Source organism: Pedococcus sp. P2_A3, from assembly GCF_056405035.1.
On the sequence record NZ_JBFUCW010000014.1, the window covers coordinates 85,872 to 102,278 of the forward strand.

At 72.1% G+C, this 16,407-nt stretch carries 16 protein-coding genes; 3 read left to right on the forward strand and 13 right to left on the reverse strand.

Annotated features, from left to right (window positions below; all coding sequences use genetic code 11):
* Positions 1-24: 24 nt before the first annotated feature.
* A complete protein-coding gene (nusB, locus tag AC1DX8_RS12575; RefSeq protein WP_477630266.1) occupies positions 25-438 on the reverse strand; it encodes a transcription antitermination factor NusB in 414 nt (137 codons plus the stop codon).
* Entirely contained in the window at positions 439-999 is a 561-nt protein-coding gene (gene efp, locus AC1DX8_RS12580; protein ID WP_477630267.1) for an elongation factor P, read from the reverse strand.
* A 191-nt stretch (positions 1,000-1,190) separates the two neighbouring features.
* On the opposite strand from efp, the gene AC1DX8_RS12585 reads away from it, so the two are divergent.
* On the forward strand, positions 1,191-2,159 hold the full coding sequence (locus AC1DX8_RS12585; RefSeq protein ID WP_477630268.1) for an aldo/keto reductase: 969 nt from the start codon (positions 1,191-1,193) through the stop codon (positions 2,157-2,159).
* A 56-nt stretch (positions 2,160-2,215) separates the two neighbouring features.
* Here AC1DX8_RS12585 and aroB read toward each other — a convergent pair whose 3' ends face one another.
* From aroB to AC1DX8_RS12640, 11 genes are all read right to left on the reverse strand, one after another.
* Positions 2,216-3,298 carry a 3-dehydroquinate synthase gene (gene aroB / locus AC1DX8_RS12590; RefSeq protein WP_477630269.1) on the reverse strand — a complete coding sequence of 361 codons (1,083 nt, stop codon included), beginning with the start codon at positions 3,296-3,298 and terminating at the stop codon, positions 2,216-2,218.
* A complete protein-coding gene (locus AC1DX8_RS12595) occupies positions 3,295-3,828 on the reverse strand; it encodes a shikimate kinase (protein ID WP_477630270.1) in 534 nt (177 codons plus the stop codon). The genes aroB and AC1DX8_RS12595 overlap by 4 nt, the downstream gene beginning before the upstream one ends.
* Complete coding sequence (gene aroC / locus AC1DX8_RS12600; protein WP_477630271.1) at positions 3,825-5,048, reverse strand: chorismate synthase; 1,224 nt, start codon at positions 5,046-5,048, stop codon at positions 3,825-3,827. The genes AC1DX8_RS12595 and aroC overlap by 4 nt, the downstream gene beginning before the upstream one ends.
* 37 nt (positions 5,049-5,085) lie before the next feature.
* Positions 5,086-5,781, reverse strand: a complete 696-nt coding sequence (locus AC1DX8_RS12605; protein ID WP_477630272.1) for a prepilin peptidase — start codon at positions 5,779-5,781, stop codon at positions 5,086-5,088.
* A gap of 13 nt (positions 5,782-5,794) precedes the next feature.
* Positions 5,795-6,613 (reverse strand): shikimate dehydrogenase, encoded by an 819-nt coding sequence (locus tag AC1DX8_RS12610; RefSeq protein ID WP_477630273.1) that lies wholly within the window; start codon positions 6,611-6,613, stop codon positions 5,795-5,797.
* On the reverse strand, positions 6,606-7,790 hold the full coding sequence (mltG, locus tag AC1DX8_RS12615) for an endolytic transglycosylase MltG (protein WP_477630274.1): 1,185 nt from the start codon (positions 7,788-7,790) through the stop codon (positions 6,606-6,608). Before mltG ends, AC1DX8_RS12610 begins: the two co-directional genes overlap by 8 nt.
* On the reverse strand, positions 7,787-8,302 hold the full coding sequence (gene ruvX / locus AC1DX8_RS12620; protein WP_477630298.1) for a Holliday junction resolvase RuvX: 516 nt from the start codon (positions 8,300-8,302) through the stop codon (positions 7,787-7,789). The genes mltG and ruvX overlap by 4 nt, the downstream gene beginning before the upstream one ends.
* A gap of 20 nt (positions 8,303-8,322) precedes the next feature.
* Positions 8,323-11,025, reverse strand: coding sequence for an alanine--tRNA ligase (gene alaS / locus AC1DX8_RS12625; protein WP_477630275.1), 2,703 nt, complete (start codon positions 11,023-11,025; stop codon positions 8,323-8,325).
* A 111-nt stretch (positions 11,026-11,136) separates the two neighbouring features.
* On the reverse strand, positions 11,137-11,454 hold the full coding sequence (locus AC1DX8_RS12630; protein ID WP_477630276.1) for a DUF6167 family protein: 318 nt from the start codon (positions 11,452-11,454) through the stop codon (positions 11,137-11,139).
* A 5-nt stretch (positions 11,455-11,459) separates the two neighbouring features.
* Positions 11,460-11,843, reverse strand: coding sequence for a DUF948 domain-containing protein (locus tag AC1DX8_RS12635; protein ID WP_477630299.1), 384 nt, complete (start codon positions 11,841-11,843; stop codon positions 11,460-11,462).
* A gap of 37 nt (positions 11,844-11,880) precedes the next feature.
* Complete coding sequence (locus tag AC1DX8_RS12640) at positions 11,881-13,272, reverse strand: replication-associated recombination protein A (RefSeq protein ID WP_477630300.1); 1,392 nt, start codon at positions 13,270-13,272, stop codon at positions 11,881-11,883.
* A gap of 25 nt (positions 13,273-13,297) precedes the next feature.
* On the opposite strand from AC1DX8_RS12640, the gene AC1DX8_RS12645 reads away from it, so the two are divergent.
* Both AC1DX8_RS12645 and AC1DX8_RS12650 read left to right on the forward strand, forming a co-directional pair.
* The gene (locus AC1DX8_RS12645) at positions 13,298-15,592 is read left to right on the forward strand and encodes an MMPL family transporter (RefSeq protein WP_477630277.1); all 2,295 of its coding nucleotides are present in this window, start codon (positions 13,298-13,300) and stop codon (positions 15,590-15,592) included.
* Complete coding sequence (locus AC1DX8_RS12650; protein ID WP_477630278.1) at positions 15,589-16,344, forward strand: GNAT family N-acetyltransferase; 756 nt, start codon at positions 15,589-15,591, stop codon at positions 16,342-16,344. Before AC1DX8_RS12645 ends, AC1DX8_RS12650 begins: the two co-directional genes overlap by 4 nt.
* The last annotated feature ends 63 nt before the right edge of the window (positions 16,345-16,407 follow it).

The following is a 16,407-nucleotide window of genomic DNA, read 5'->3' on the forward strand; positions in this document are numbered from 1 at the left end:
AGAGGTGGGATCTCGGAGCGAGCCTCAGGCGAGGGTGGGCTTGACCTCGGCCAGCCGCGCGAGCAGGCCGTTGACGAACTTCGGCGAGTCGTCGGTGGACAGGCTCCTGGCCAGCTCGACCGCTTCGGCGATCGCGACGCTCTCCGGGACCTCGGTGGCGTAGAGCACCTCGAACGCCCCGAGCCGCAGGATGGCGCGGTCGACGCTGGGCATCCGCTCGAGCGTCCAGCCCTGCGAGTAGGTCGAGAGCAGCTCGTTGATGTCGTTCCAGTGCGCGACGACCCCCTCGACCAGGTCGGAGGTGTACTGGTTCAGGGGCACTTCGGTGACCGGCTTGGCCAGCCGCTCGGCGAGCAGGTCACGCGCGTTCATGCCACGGTTCTCGGCCTCGAACAGGAGGTCGATGGCCCGTTTGCGGGACTTGGTGCGTGCGCCCACTCAGTTCACTCGGCCGAGGTAGGAGCCGTCGCGGGTGTCGACCTTGACCTTGGTGCCCTGCTCGAGGAACAGCGGCACGTTGATCGTCGCGCCGGTCTCGAGGGTGGCCGGCTTGGTGCCACCGGTGGAGCGGTCACCCTGCAGGCCGGGCTCGGTGTAGGTGATCTCGAGGACGACCGAGGTGGGCAGCTCGACGTAGAGCACGGTGCCGTCGTGGGTGGCGACCTGGGCCATCTGGTTCTCGAGGAGGTAGTTGGCGGCGTCGCCGACGGTGCCCTCGGGGATGTGGATCTGGTCGTAGGTCGAGCCGTCCATGAAGACGTAGTCGGACCCGTCCTTGTAGAGGTACTGCATGTCGCGACGGTCGACGTTCGCGGTCTCGACCTTGACGCCCGCGTTGAAGGTCTTGTCGACGACCTTGCCCGACAGGACGTTCTTGAGCTTGGTCCGCACGAAGGCCGGGCCCTTGCCGGGCTTGACGTGCTGGAACTCCACGACGGACCAGAGCTGGCCTTCGAGGTTGAGGACCAGGCCGTTCTTGAGGTCGTTGGTCGATGCCACGTGTGTGTCTCTCTCTTCAGGTGCGCAGGCCGGTCAAGGCCGCCGGTATGCCGCGGGCGTGCGAGCGCGCGGCAGTCCCGGAAAGGTGCGGGGTGGGAGTCGGCGGACAGTCTAGCCGTCGGCCCCACGCTCCCCCGAATCGCTGCCAGCGGCTCGAGCCTTGCAGCGCCGCCCTGCCTAGGGTGGGGGTCATGACCGTCACGCCCTCCTCAGCGACCATGACCTACCGCCCCCTGGGTTCGAGCGGCCTGATGGTCAGCGTGGTCGGGATCGGCTGCAACGCGTTCGGCCGACGGGTGGACCAGGACGGCGTCGGCTCGATCCTGGCCGCCGCCCGCGACAGCGGCGTCACCCTGCTCGACACCGCGGACATCTACGGCGGCGAGCCCGGCCAGAGCGAGTCGATGCTCGGCGAGGCGCTCCGGGGGCACCGTGACGAGTTCGTGGTCGCCACCAAGTTCGGGATGGACATGCAGGGGGCGAATGGCCAGGACTTCGGCGCACTGGGGTCGCGCCGCTACATCCGCCGCGCGGTCGAGGCCAGCCTGCGCCGGTTGCGGACCGACCACATCGACCTCTACCAGCTGCACCGCCCCGACCCGCTGACGCCGCTCGAGGAGACGCTCGAGGCGCTCACCGACCTGGTGCGGGAAGGCAAGGTCCTCTACCTCGGGTGCTCGAACTTCGACGGCTGGCAGGTTGCCGACGCCTCGTGGACCTCCTCGACGGCTGGCTTGGCGTCCTTCGTGTCGGTGCAGAACGAGTACTCCCTGCTCGACCGCACCGTGGAGGACGAGGTGGCGCCGGCGTGCGAGCGGTTCGGGCTCGGCATCCTCCCGTTCTTCCCCCTCGCCCGGGGGCTGCTCACCGGGAAGTACCAGCGTGGCGCGGCAGCGCCGGCGGGCTCGCGGGCCGCCCTGGAGGCGGACCGCGCGGGCTGGCTGGCCGACGCCGACTGGGACCGGCTCGAGGCCCTGCGGGGTTTCGCCGACGAGCGCGGGCTCGAGCTGCTCGACGTGGCGATCGGTGGGCTGGCGGCACAGCCGGCGGTGGCCTCGGTCATCAGCGGAGCGACCTCGGCGGAACAGGTGACCCGCAACGCGCGGGCGGCGCTGTGGGAGCCCGACGCCGCAGACCTCGCGGCACTGGACCAGCTCTAGGTGCGCCGTCCGGCGCCCCCCTCAGACGCTGGGGGCGCGATCGAGGCGGCCGCGGGTCAGTCGCGGGACACCTCGGCGTAGGCCGCCTGGAGCAGGGCCGGGTCGGGCCCCTCCAGCCGAACGGGCCGCCCCACCTCCGAGAGCACGACGAACCGCAGCAGGGAGCCGCGCGACTTCTTGTCGCGCTTCATCGCGTCGAGCAGCTGCGGCCACCGGTCGCCCCGGTAGGACACCGGCAGCCCCAGCGAGGTGAGGATCGACCGGTGCCGGTCGACCAGCGCGTCGTCCAGCTTCCCGGCGAGACGGGCGAGCTCGGCGACGTAGACCATGCCGATCGACACGGCCGCCCCGTGGCGGAAGGCGTAACGCTCGACCTGCTCGACGGCGTGGCCGAAGGTGTGGCCGTAGTTGAGGATCTCGCGCAGGTCGGCCTCCTTGAGGTCCTGCGAGACCACCTCGGCCTTCACGCGGATGGCTCGCTCGATGAGCTCGCGCACCGGGGGGCCGTCGGCGCGGGTGGCTCCTTCGGGGTCGGACTCGACGAGGTCGAGGATCACGGGGTCGGCGATGAACCCGCACTTCACCACCTCGGCCAGCCCGGCCACGAAGTCGTGCTTCGGCAGCGTCTCCAGCGTCGCGAGGTCGCAGAGCACCCCGGCCGGCGGGTGGAACGAGCCGACGAGGTTCTTGCCCTCCGCCGTGTTGATGCCGGTCTTGCCCCCGACCGCGGCGTCGACCATGCCCAGCAGGGTCGTCGGCACGTGCACGACCCGGATGCCGCGCAGCCAGGTCGCCGCCACGAACCCCGCGAGGTCGGTCGTGGCTCCTCCCCCGACGCTGACGATCGCATCGGTGCGGGTGAACCCCGCCTGGCCGAGGACTCCCCACAGGAAGGCGGCGACCTGCGCGGTCTTGGCCTCCTCCGCATCGGGCACCTCCGCGGCATACGCCTCGAACCCCTTGGCCACCAACGCTTCTCGCACGCCTTCACCGGTGGCGGCGAGGGCCCGGGGGTGGACGACGAGGACCCGTTGGGTGCCCGCGCCGAGCAGCCCCGGCAGCTCGCCCAGCAGGCCGGCGCCCACGACCACGTCGTAGTCGCCGCCGACGCTGATGCGGGTGGTGCTGGTGGTGCTCATGTCTGCCCTCCGGTCGGGACGCCGAGGAACGCCAGGATCTCGTCGACCACGGCGGCCGGCTTGCGGCCGGCGGTGTCGACGCGCACGGTGGCGAGTCGTTCGTAGGTGGGGCGTCGCTCGTTCATCATCTTGGTCCAGCTGGCGCGCGGGTTGACCATGAGCAACGGGCGGCTGGCGTCGAAGCCGATGCGGCGGGCTGCATCGGCGATGCCCACGTCGAGGAAGACGACGGTGTGCCCGGCCAGGGCGGCCTGCACCTCGGGGTCCATCGGGGCCCCTCCACCCAGCGAGACCACCCCGGCCTCCTCGGCCAGCGACCGCACGACCTCGGCGCGTTCGAGGTCGCGGAAGTGGGCCTCGCCGTGGTCGACGAAGAGGTCGGGGATGTTCTGGCCCGCGGCCACCTCGATGGCCTGGTCGGTGTCGTGGAAGGGCAGGTCGAGCGCCCTGCCGAGCCGGCGTCCGATGGTGCTCTTGCCGACCCCGGGCGGTCCGATGAGGACCAGCCGTGGGCGGGTCGTGCCGCTCACCACGTGCGCATCGCCTCCGGGATCGCCGCGAGGTATGCCGCGTGGTTGCGCGAGGTCTCGGCGACCGAGTCGCCGCCGAACTTCTCGACGCAGGCCTGGGCCAGCACGAGCGCGACCATCGCCTCGGCGACCACGCCGGCGGCGGGCACCGCACACACGTCGGAGCGCTGGTGGATCGCCTTGGCTGCTTCGGCCCCGGTCGTGTCGACGGTGTCGAGGGCACGGGGCACCGTCGAGATGGGCTTCATCGCAGCCCGGACCCGCAGCACATCACCGGTGGACATGCCGCCCTCGGTGCCACCCGCGCGACCCGTGCGGCGGTGGATGACGCCGGCGGCGTCGCGCTCCATCTCGTCGTGGGCGGCCGAGCCCCGGCGCGCGGCGGTGCGGAAGCCGTCACCGACCTCGACACCCTTGATGGCCTGGATGCCCATGAGGGCAGCCGCGAGCTGGGCGTCGAGGCGACGGTCCCAGTGCACGTGCGAGCCCAGGCCCGGAGGCAGCCCGTAGGCCACCACCTCGACCACGCCGCCGAGGGTGTCGCCGTCCTTCTTGGCCGCCTCGACCTCGGCGACCATCGCGGCCGAGCCGGCGGCGTCGAGGGTGCGGACCGGGTCGGCGTCGATCTGTTCGACCTGGTCGGGGGTGGGCAGGGGCGCGTCCTCGGCGACGGCCGCCGCACCGATCGCGACGGTGTGGGAGACGAGGCGGATGCCGTAGGCCTGCTCGAGGAACCGGGCGGCGACCTCGCCGAGGGCGACCCGGGCGGCGGTCTCGCGGGCGGAGGCGCGCTCGAGCACCGGCCGGGCGTCGTCGAAGCCGTACTTCTGCATGCCCACGAGGTCGGCGTGCCCGGGGCGCGGGCGGGTCAGCGGCCGGTTGCGGGCGACCTCCTTCTCGGCGTTCACGTCGTCCGACGCGGCATACGCCTCGTCAGAGACGGGGTCGGGAGACATCACGGTCTCCCACTTGGGCCACTCGGTGTTGCCGATCCGGATCGCCACCGGCGAACCCATCGTCACGCCGTGGCGCACGCCACCCAGGAACTCGACCTCGTCCTGCTCGAACTTCATCCGCGCACCCCGGCCGAAACCGAGCCGACGTCGGGCCAGGGCAGCAGCGACGTCCTTGGTCGTCACCTCGACCCCGGCCGGCAGACCCTCGATCGTCGCGAGGAGGGCCGGGCCGTGGGACTCACCTGCGGTCAACCAGCGGAGCATGTGCCGATCCTCCCATGCAGGTCATGGACCGGTTCCGCTAGGCCACCACGTGGTACTGCACCAGCACGCCGAGCAACGCCCCCGCCAGCATGGACGGGCCGAAGGCGATGTGCGAGCGCAGCCCCGCCCTGCGACCGACGAGCATGACGAGCGCGATCAGGCCACCCACGAGGAAGCCCGCCATCAGCGCCACGACGGCCTCCCCCACCCCGAGCCACCCGAGCAGCAGCCCGATGAGTCCCGAGAGCTTGACGTCGCCGAAGCCGAGCGACCTCGGCGACAGGAACGCCATCACGAAGTAGAGGGCGTACATCGCGGCCATGCAGGCCAGCGCCCGCAGCAGCACTCCCCAGTCCCCCAGCCCGGCCGTCGCCGCGGTGACCAGCAGCAGCAGCACGGGATAGGAGGGCAGCACGAGCCCGTCGGGCAGCCGGTGGACGTCGGCGTCGATCCACACCAGCGACACCGTCAACCAGCCGAAGTACAGGAAGGCGGGGAGCGCGGCCCACCCGGCCTGGTCACCGATCCGCCAGCCGAGCACCGACCAGAGCGCGGCGAGCAGGACGGCCGGCCACCACCAGTGGCGGGGCAGGTCGCCGGCCCCGTCCGACTCGATCCGGTAGCCACCCGTGGCGAGCGCCCGCCCCGTGAGCCCACCCACCAGCGCTCCCGCGAGCGCGAGCAGCACCAGCGCCCAGGCGGAGGTCCCGGCGCCGTCGGCGAGCTCGATCACCGGCGCTGCCCCTTCATCGGCCCAGCGCCTGTCTCCCGGCGGCATACATCGCCTGGACGGGTGGCTGCTGACCCGTGAAGAGGCGGAACTGCTCAGCCGCCTGGTAGACGAGCATGTCGAGGCCCGAGACCACGTCCATCCCTGCCGACGCCGCTGCCGTCGCCAGCGGCGTCGGCCAGTCGGCGTAGACCACGTCCATCAGCGTGCCGCGGCGGCGCCGTGTGCCCAGGGCGCGGGCTGCGACCTCACCCGCCTGCGGCGGGAGGGTGCTGACCACGAGCCCGCCCTGGTGCGCTGACCCCCACGACGCCAGAGGCACCACCTCGACGGCGATGCCCGCGTGCACCGCGAGGCGCAGGGTCTCGGGGCGGGCGTCGCCACGCAGGACGAGCCGGACCCGTCGCACCCCGATCGACCCGAGCGCGAGCAGGGCCGACCGGGCGGTGGCGCCGCCGCCGAGCAGCGTGGCGCTGCCGTCGTGCTCGAGGTCCGCCAGTGCTGCCTCCAGCCCACGGACGTCGGTGTTGTGCGCGTCCCAGCCCCCATCGCGGCGGCGCACGAGGGTGTTGACCGACCCGGTGACCCGGGCGGTCTCGGTGACGGTGGTGGCCACCGAGAAGGCCGCCTCCTTGAGCGGCATGGTCAGGCTCAGCCCTCGCCACGACGCGTCCAGCGACGACACCCAGGGGGCCAGCTCGCCCTCATGCAGCTCGTGCGCGACGTACGACCAGTCGGTCAGGCCCAGCGTGCGGTACCCAGCACGGTGCAGGACCGGGGACAGGGAGTGCGCAACCGGGGATCCGAGGACCGCCGCCCGGCGCGGCTCAGCCACCGCCCTCGCACTTCGGCTTGTTCTCGTCGCACCACTTCTGGCGCTGGGCGTTGTTGCGGTCGTGCTCGGCCTGGGTGGTCGCGAACAGCGTCTCACCCGTGTCGTAGTTCACCGTGACGAAGTAGAACCACGGGCCCTCGGTCGGGTTGGCCGCAGCCTCGATCGCCGCAGCACCCGGGCTGCTGATGGGTCCCGGCGGCAGGCCCTTGTGGGCGTACGTGTCGTACGGGTTCGACTTCGCCGAGTCGTACTGGGTCTTGGTCAGGTTGCCGCGCTTCTGGAGCGCGTAGTTGACGGTGGAGTCCATCTGGAGGAGCCCGACGGTCGGACCCGTGGGGTTCTCCAGGCGGTTCTCGATGACCCGGGCGACCTTGCCGCGGTCGGCGACCCCGGCCTCACCCTCGACGATCGACGCCACGATCAGCGTCTTCTGGTAGTCGGCCTCGTCGACGCCGGCCTTCTGCAGCTCCTCGACCGCCTTGGCGACCATGATCTTGAGCTGCTGGGTCGCGGTCGCCTTGACGGGGAACTCGTAGGTCGCCGGGTAGAGGTAGCCCTCGACGTTGCCCTTCGCGACGGCCGGGAGCCCGATCGCGGCCACGTCCTTGGCTGCCGCGGTGTACTCGGCGAGGGGCACCCCGGTGCCCTTGGACAGCGCCGCGAACACCTCGCTCTTCCACAGTCCCTCCCGCACGGTGACGCGCGGCACGCTGCGGTTCTTCGGGTCGAGCAGGATGGCGARCGCGCCGGCCGCGGACATCTGCTTCTTCATCGTGTAGCTACCCGGCTGGATGGCGGCAGCGCGCGAGTCGGCGGCGGCGGCGTCGAGGTAGGCGGCGGCGCTCTTGACCACGTCGGCCTTCTCCAGGGTCTTGCCGATGGTGCTGCCGGTGTCGCCTTCGTTGACGACGATCTGCACCTCACCGGTACCCGGTCCGGGGTAGTCGTTGCTCTCGAGGAAGTTGTCGACGACGGGCCGCAGCACCGTGTATGCCGCGAACGCCGCGACCGCGACGATCGCCAGGGCCACGAACAGGCACCCCGAGCGACGCCCGGTGCGCCGCTTCGGGCGCGCCGCCCGGTGGCGGTCTGCACGGCTGCGGACCTGCGGCTGCTCGGCCGCGTGCGCGTCCTCGTGCCCCCCGAAGATCGAGTGCTCCAGATGGGGCTCGGTCATCGCCGCCTGTCCTTCGTCCGGGGCTTGCGCCCACCTGTCCTGACCAGCTCGCCGGGCGGCCGCCCGGAACTGCGCTCCGTGTCGAGTGCGGTCTGCAGGATGAGGACTGCAGCCGCCTGGTCGACCACCGAACGTTGCCGGCGGCCGTCCACACCGCTCTCACGGAGGTTGCGGTGGGCATCGACCGTCGTGAGCCGCTCGTCGACCAGACGGACGGGCACGGGGGCGATGCGCTCCGACAGCCGCCCAGCATACGTGCGCGCGGCCTCGGCGGCGGCACCTTCGGCACCGGCCAGGGTGCGAGGGAGCCCGACGACGACCTCCACCGCCTCCAGCTCCGCCACGACCGTCGCCACCTCCTCGAGGTCGGCGGGGTGGGCGGCCTCGGGGTCAGGGTCCCTCGCCACGGTGCGGACGGGGGTGGCCAGCAGGCCCGACGGGTCGCTCGCAGCGACTCCGACGCGCACGCTGCCGACGTCGATGCCCACCCGCCGTCCGGGGCGGGTGGGCATCGAGGTGGGGGTGGGCTGGTTCACCCAGCGCCCTGGCTGGCGGCCTGCACGGCCCGGTCGACCTGGCCGAGGGCCTCACCGGTGCGGGTGGCGTCGGTGCCGCCACCCTGGGCGAGGTCGTCCTTGCCGCCGCCACCACCACCGAGCGTCTGCGCCGCCACGCGGACCAGGGCACCCGCCTTGATCCCGCGGTCGCGGGCGCCGGAGTTGGTCGCCACGACGATCGCCGGACGGCCGCCCGAGATGCCGGTCAGCGCCACGACGGACGGTGCCGCCTCGCCGAGCCGGTTGCGCAGGTCGAGCACCATCGTGCGGAGGTCGTCGGCGGTGGTCCCGTCGCCCGCGTCGTGCGTGAGGACCCGCACGCCATGGACGTCGTGGGCGTACTCGACGAGCTTGCCGGTCGAGGCCTGGACCTGCTCGCGGCGCAGCTTCTCGAGCTCGCGCTCGGCGTCACGGACGCGGGTCACCAGGGCGGCCACGCGCTCCTTGAGCTCGCCGGGCTGGACCTTGACGATCTCGGTCAGCTCCGCGACGAGCGCGCGCTCCTTGGCCAGGTAGTGCAGCGCCTCCATGCCGACGAAGGCCTCGAGGCGACGCACGCCCGACCCGACCGAGGACTCCCCCGTGACGGTGAGCGCGCCGATCTGGCTGGAGTGCCCCACGTGCGTGCCACCGCAGAGCTCGCGCGACCAGGGTCCGCCGATCTCGATGACGCGGACCTGCTCGTCGTAGGTCTCGCCGAACAGCGCCAGCGCCCCGAATGCGCGGGCCTCCGGGAGAGTCATGTACTGCGCCGAGACCGGGAGGTCCTGGCGCACCGCGAGGTTGGCGACCTCCTCGATCTCGCTGCGGGTCTCCGGAGACAGCCCCTGGCCCCAGGCGAAGTCGAGCCGGAGGTAGCCGGGCTTGTTGTAGGAGCCCGACTGCAGGGCCGTCGGGCCGAGCACCTGGCGCAGGGCGGCGTGGACGACGTGGGTGCCGGAGTGGGCCTGGCAGGCGGAGATGCGCCAGTCGGCGTCGACCTCGGCCGACACGTCCTGCCCGATCCGCAGCGGGCCGGTGAGCACCTCGACGGTGTGGGCGACCAGGCCCTTGACCGGGCGCTGGACGTCGATCACCTTGAGGTGCGCACCGTCGGCGGTGATCACACCCTCGTCGGCGATCTGGCCACCGGACTCGGCGTAGAAAGGCGTCCGGTCGAGGACGACCTGCCCCCGCTGACCGGGCTCCAGCTCCTGCACCTGGACCCCGTCGACGACGAGACCGAGCACCTTCGCGTCGGAGCGCAGCTCCTGGTACGCCCGCCAGTCGGTGGCGCCGATGGCGCGCAGGTCCTTCCAGACCTCGGTGTTCGCGTGCCCACCCTTCTTGGCCTTCGCATCCGCCTTCGCGCGGTCACGCTGTTCCTGCATGAGCCGGGTGAAGCCCTCTCGGTCGACCTCGAGACCCTGCTCCGACGCCATCTCGAGGGTGAGGTCGATCGGGAAACCGTAGGTGTCGTGCAGCGCGAACGCCTCGTCACCCGCAAGGGTGCGGCCGCCCGACGCCTTCGTCCGCGCGACGGCGGTGTCGAGGATGGTCGTGCCCGAGGCGAGGGTGCGACGGAACGCCTCCTCCTCGGCATACGCGATCTGAGAGATGCGGTCGAAGCCGGCCTCGAGCTCGGGGTAGGAGTTCTTCATCCGCTCCACCGAGACCGGCAGCAGCAGCGGCAGGCTGGGCTCGTCGAACCCGAGCAGGCGCATCGACCGGACCGCGCGACGCAGCATCCGACGCAGCACGTAGCCGCGACCCTCGTTGCCGGGCGTGACGCCGTCACCGATGAGCATGAGGCTCGACCGCACGTGGTCGGCCACGACCCGCAACCGCACGTCGTCGGGGTGGGACTCGCTGGCCGCGTGCCCGGAGTGCGCGCCGTACTTCTTGCCGGTCAGCTCGGCCGCGCGGTCGAGGACGGGGTAGACCTCGTCGATCTCGTAGAGGTTGTCGACGCCCTGCAGCAGCGTCGCCATCCGCTCGAGACCCATCCCCGTGTCGATGTTCTTCTTGGGCAGCTCGCCGGCGATGTCGAAGTCGTCCTTGGCGCGCACGGCCGACAGCTCGTACTGCATGAACACGAGGTTCCAGAACTCGAGGTAACGGTCCTCGTCGACGGCCGGGCCACCCTCACGGCCGTACTCGGGGCCGCGGTCGAGGTAGATCTCGCTGCAGGGGCCGCCGGGACCCGGCACCCCCATGTGCCAGTAGTTGTCGAGCTTGCCGCGGCGGGTGATCCGCTCCGCGGGCACACCGATGGTCTTGTGCCACAGGTCGTAGGCCTCGTCGTCGTCCTCGTAGACGGTGGGCCAGATCTTGTCGGGGTCGAGGCCGTAGCCGCCCTGGCCCTGCGGCGTGGTGATGAGCTCCCACGCGAACCGGATGGCACCTTCCTTGAAGTAGTCGCCGAACGAGAAGTTGCCGTTCATCTGGAAGAACGTGCCGTGCCGCGAGGTCTTGCCGACCTCCTCGATGTCGCCGGTGCGCACGCACTTCTGCACCGAGGTGGCGCGGTCCCACTGGGGGGCCTGCTGCCCGAGGAAGTAGGGCTTGAACGGCACCATGCCGGCGTTGACGAAGAGCAGGTTGGGGTCGTCGTAGACCAGTGGTGAGGACGGGACGATCGTGTGGCCCTTGCTCTCGTAGAACGAGAGGAAGCGGCGCCTGATCTCGGCGGTTTCCATGAAGTACTCAGTCCTTAGGCGCATGCGGGGCCACCGACGGGCCGGCATGACGAATCGTACGGGCAAACAACGGGGGTGTGCCGGGGCGACGACGCGGGTGCGCCAGCGCCCCTACCGAGCTCGGGGGAAGGCTCGCGGGCCCGTGGGGTCGTCGAGGAGGGCGCGCGCCGACGCGGCGTCGAGCCGGGCCGCACTCGCCTCGGGGTCGTCGGCGGTGCCGGCGTCGATGCCCAGCGCCAGGCGCAGCTCACCCTCGCGCTCGGCCATGCCCTCGCGCACCGCAGCCGCGAGCTCACGCAGGCCCTCGCCGAAGTCGGACAGGCCGTGCGCGACCCCGGCCGGCGTGTAGGCCTCCGCGGCCTTGCTGACCTTGCGCACGGCATACACACCGGCTGCGGCGCCCAGCGCCACCCAGAACAGACGTGCCACGGTGATCAGCCCCTGCGGCGGCGACGGCCGCCTGCGTTGCGGGTGCCGCTCGCGCTCAGGGCCGAGCGGACACCGTAGGTGAACGCCGCGACCTTCACGACGGGTGAGCCGAGGGTGGCCGCGAACAGCGAGGTCAGCGCGCTGGCGTTGGTCGTCATCGCCGACACGTTCGTGGTGATGCCGTCGACCCGCGCGAGCTGCTCGTTGGTGAGGCTGACGGTGTCGGTGAGCTTGAGCAGGGTCGGCTGCACGTTCTCCGTGGTGCTGCGCAGGCTGACCCTCGTCTCGTCGAGGATCTTGCCGGCCTTGCCGATGACGCTGCCCAGTCGGAAGACCAGGAACGCGAAGGCCAGCGCCGCGATCATGCCCGCGATGTCGCCCAAACTCACTGAATCCATGCGGGCACCCTACCCGTTGCGTCGCAGGTCAGGAGCGGCGGATGCGCGCCTTGAGCCACTCCCAGCGCGGTCCGAGCCGCTCCTCGAACCCGCGGTCAGTGGGCCGGTAGTAGTCGGTCTTCCCCTGCAGGTCGTCCGGCAGGTAGTCCTGCTGGGCCACCCCGTCGGCCTGGTCGTGGGCGTAGACGTAGCCGTCGCCGTGCCCGAGCCGGGTCGCCCCGGCATACCCGCTGCCGCGCAGGTGCGGGGGCACCAGGCCGCCCTTGCCGGCGCGCACGTCGGCGATCGCCTCGTTGATGCCGGTGTAGGCGGCGTTGCTCTTGGGCGCGAGCGCGTTGTGCACGACGGCCTGGGCCAGGATGATCCGCGCCTCGGGCATGCCGATCTGGGCGACGGCGTGCATGGCGGCCACGGCGGTCTGCAACGCCGTGGGGTCGCCCATGCCGACGTCCTCGGAGGCGGAGATGACGATGCGGCGGGCGATGAACCGCGGGTCCTCGCCGGCCTCGAGCATGCGCGCGAGGTAGTGCAGCGCGGCGTCGACGTCGGAGCCGCGCATCGACTTGATCAGCGCCGAGGCCACGTCGTAGTGCTGGTCGCCGGTCTTGTCGTAGCGAACGCTCGCGAAGGCGACGGCCTGCTCGGTGTGCGCCAGCGTGATCTCGACCGGACCGTCGTGGGAGGACCCAGCCGGTATGCCGTCCTGGGCCACCCCCGCCGCCGCCTCCAGCGAGGTCAGCGCGCGGCGGGCGTCGCCGCCGGCGATCCGCACCAGGTGGTCGGTGGCGTCGCCGGCGAGGGTGTACTCCCCGGCCAGCCCGCGTTCGTCGGTCACCGCGGAGGCCAGCACCTCGCGGACCTCGTCGTCGGACAGGGGGCCGAGGGTGATGAGCATCGAGCGCGAGAGCAGGGGGGCGATGATCGAGAACGACGGGTTCTCGGTGGTCGCCGCCACGAGGATCACCTGCCGTGTCTCCACCCCGGGCAGCAGCGCGTCCTGCTGGGCCTTGGTGAAGCGGTGGATCTCGTCGAGGAACAGCACGGTCTGCCGGTCGTACATGTCGCGCTCGCGCGCCGCCTGGTCCATGACCGTGCGGACGTCCTTGACGCCCGCGGTGACCGCCGACAGCTCGACGAACCGGCGGTCGGCCGCCGTCGCGACGAGGTGGGCCAGCGTCGTCTTGCCGGTGCCGGGCGGCCCCCAGATGATCGCGCTGAGGGCCCCGGCCGCGCCGCCCGAGCCCTCGATCAGCCGACGCAGGGGGCTCCCCGGCCGCAGGACGTCGGACTGGCCGCGCACCTCGTCGAGCGAGCGCGGCCGCATCCGCACGGCCAGCGGGGGGAGCGAAGCGCCCGAGGGGAGGCCGTCGCCGTCCCGGGCGGCCGTCGCAGCGCCGAACAGGTCTCCTCCGGCATCCATTCCCACGGGTGGCAGGCTATCCCCCGTGCCCGACGCCCATGACCACGCCGTCCAGCAGCAGGACGCCCACCGGCACGACTCCTCCCAGCCCGACGAGGCCGACCCCGACGCCGCGCCTCCCGCCCGCTCGCACCCCGACCGCTCACGGTCCGCCCTCAGCCACCTGGGAGCCGGGCTGGGGCGTCACCCGAAGGTCGTCGTGCTCACCTGGGTGCTCCTGGTGCTGCTCGGGTTCGCCGCGGCCGGCGGCGCCTTCGGCAACGAGCGGCTGTTCGACCGGCTCACCACCGGCGAGCCGACCGTGCCCGGCGAGAACGAGACCGGGCGCGACCTCATCGTCGACTCCGGCAGCTCGGGGTTCGGCACGATCACCGTGCGCGTCGACGGAGTGGACGTCACCAGCCCGGCGGTCGGCCGAGCGGCGCAGCGTGCCGCCCAGCAGGTCGGCGAGCTCCCCGGGGTGAGCCGGGTGGCCTCCCCCTACCTCGTGCCCGGCGGGCTCACCTCCCCTGCCGCCGCGACGATGCTCAAGGGCGGCTCCCCCACCTCCGACGGCTACGTCACCGTCGTGACGGTGGATGACCGGTCGGACGACGCCGCCTACCACCGGCTCGCCGACCAGGTCACCGCCACGGTCCGCACGGCGACGGCCGGCTCTGGCGCCACGGTCACGTCCGGGGGCCTGCGCGGCCTCGTCGACGCGATCACGGGGCAGCTGGAGGTGGACCTGCGCACCGGCGAGGGCATCGCGCTGCCCATCAGCTTCCTGGTGATGATCGTCGTGTTCGGTGGGTTCGTGGCCGCCGGCATGCCGATCGCCGGAGCCATCGCGTCGATCGCCGGCGCCCTCGTGTCCCTGCTCGGGTTCTCCTACCTCATCGACCTCGACACCACCGCCGTCAACGTCGTGACGGTCCTCGGTCTCGGGCTGTGCATCGACTACGGGCTGCTCGTCGTGAGCCGCTTCAGGGAGGAACTGCGGGCCAGAGCCGCGGGGCTGCCCGTCGCGCAGATCCCGCGCTCGATGGTGGTGGACGCCGTGGCACGGACGGTGGACTCGGCCGGCCGCACCGTGGTCTTCTCCGGCCTGACCGTGGCCCTCTCGCTGGGCGGGCTCCTCGTCTTCCAGTCACCGCTGATGAAGGGCATCGGCGCCGCCGGGGTCTCGGTCGTCGTCATCGCCGTCCTGGTCGCCCTCACCCTGGTGCCTGCGCTGTGCGTGCTCGGGGCGCGCCGGCTGCTGCGCCGCGGCACCGAGCAGGCCCCGGAGCACGGGGTGTTCTCGCGACTCGCGCAGTGGGTCCACCGGTTCCCGGTCCCGATCATCGTCGTCGTGGCGACGGCCCTGCTGGCGCTGGCTGTTCCCGCGCTCGACCTGCGGCTCACCTCCTCCGGGGCCCAGCTCCTGCCCGTGTCCGCCCCCGAGCGGGTCTTCTTCGACCGGCTGGCCGGGGACTACCCCGTGCTCGGCGGCGCAGACGTGTCCGTCGTCGCCAAGGCGCCGCTCGACCGCGCGCAGCAGTATGCCGCGGACCTGCGCCTCCCCCGGGGCGGCCGGGTCCTCGACGTCACGACGTTGCGCGGCAGCGAGAGCCTCGTGCGGATCGACGTGCCGGGAGGTCCCCTCGACCAGCCTGCCCGCGACCTCGTCGAGCAGCTGCGCAGCCACCGACCCGACTTCGCCACCTACGTCGTCGGGCAGGCCTCCGGGCTCAAGGACTTCACCGACTCGATGTGGGAGCGGGCGCCCTACGCCTTCGCCCTCGTCGCCCTCGCCACCCTGGTGCTGCTGTTCCTCATGACCGGGTCGGTCGTGATCCCGGTGAAGGCCTTGCTGCTCAACGTGGTCTCCCTCGGGGCGTCGCTCGGCATCGTCGTGCTGGTGTTCCAGAAGGGCCACCTCGAGGGCCTGTTGGGCTTCGACTCGGTGGGAGCCGTGGAGTCCACGATCCCGCTGCTGGTGCTCGCGTTCGGGTTCGGGCTGTCGATGGACTACGAGGTGTTCCTGCTCTCGCGCATCGTGGAGCTGCACGAGCGCGGCTACTCCAACGACGACGCCGTCGTCGTGGGGCTGCAGCGCTCGGGTCGCATCATCACCTCCGCCGCGCTGCTGGTCGTCATCGTGTTCTCGGGCTTCGTCGCCGGTCGGCTCCTCATCATCAAGGAGACGGGCGTCGGCCTGGCCACCGCCGTCGCCCTCGACGCCACCCTCGTCCGCATGCTCCTCGTGCCCGCCACCATGACCCTCCTCGGTGACTGGAACTGGTGGGCCCCGAAGCGACTGCGCGGGTGGCACGCGCGGTTCGGGATCACGGAGTGACGGAGGCGCTGCGGGTCGTCCGGACCCATGCGGAGGCGCTCCGGGCAAGCGGTGACAGCACGTTCGTCCGCTACGACGTGCCGTCGCCGCTGCACGGTGACGGCTTCGCCCTGGGGCACGCGTTGGCCCTCCCCCGGCGCACGCACACCCGACGCCTCGGGCTGCTGGTCCTCGGACCACCGGAGGACGTGGACCCCCTGGTCGAGGCCCTCGTCGCAGGAGAGCTGCTCTCCCCTGAGGTGCGGTCAGTGACCGTGCAACGCGGGTCGCTGGAGGCGGTCGCCCGGCACGTGCGTCTGCAGGAGGGGAACGACTGGGAGTGGCTGTGCACCATCGCACCCCCTCCGGAGGTCGCGGCCGAGTCGCGGCTGGTGCGCCTCACCCGCGGGCACCAGCCGGAGATCACGGCCCTGCTCGCCGCGGCCAACCCGGGCACCGACGCCCGGCCGTTCGAGCACCCGGAGCAGCACTGGGTCGGCGTCCGTGACGACGACGGCCGGCTGGTGGCCTGCGGCGTCCGCGAACGCAGCCTCGCCGGACACCCGATCCTGTCGGGGATCACCGTCGACCCGGCGCACCGCGGCCGGGGGCTGGGGCTGGCCGTCACGGCATACCTCACCCGTCGAGCGGTCGAGGAGTCCGGCGTCTGCACGCTCGGCATGTACTCGCACAACGCCGTGGCTCGCCGGCTCTACCTCGGGCTCGGCTACGGCGACGTGCACGAGTGGTCGAGCCGTCGGTTCGTGGACTGACGCCCGATCGGGCGGTCACCCCGTTCGGCTGGGTCGGGCGTTGCCGCGATGCGTCCTGGCGGC

Excerpts from the sequence above, each read along its gene's own strand:
- AC1DX8_RS12585 (WP_477630268.1), top strand. The coding sequence starts at position 1,191 with ATGACCGTCACGCCCTCCTCAGCGACCATGACCTACCGCCCCCTGGGT.
- aroB (WP_477630269.1), bottom strand. The coding sequence starts at position 3,298 with ATGAGCACCACCAGCACCACCCGCATCAGCGTCGGCGGCGACTACGAC.
- aroC (WP_477630271.1), bottom strand. The coding sequence starts at position 5,048 with ATGCTCCGCTGGTTGACCGCAGGTGAGTCCCACGGCCCGGCCCTCCTC.
- ruvX (WP_477630298.1), bottom strand. The coding sequence starts at position 8,302 with ATGCCCACCCGCCCCGGACGGCGGGTGGGCATCGACGTCGGCAGCGTG.
- alaS (WP_477630275.1), bottom strand. The coding sequence starts at position 11,025 with ATGGAAACCGCCGAGATCAGGCGCCGCTTCCTCTCGTTCTACGAGAGC.
- AC1DX8_RS12640 (WP_477630300.1), bottom strand. The coding sequence starts at position 13,272 with ATGGATGCCGGAGGAGACCTGTTCGGCGCTGCGACGGCCGCCCGGGAC.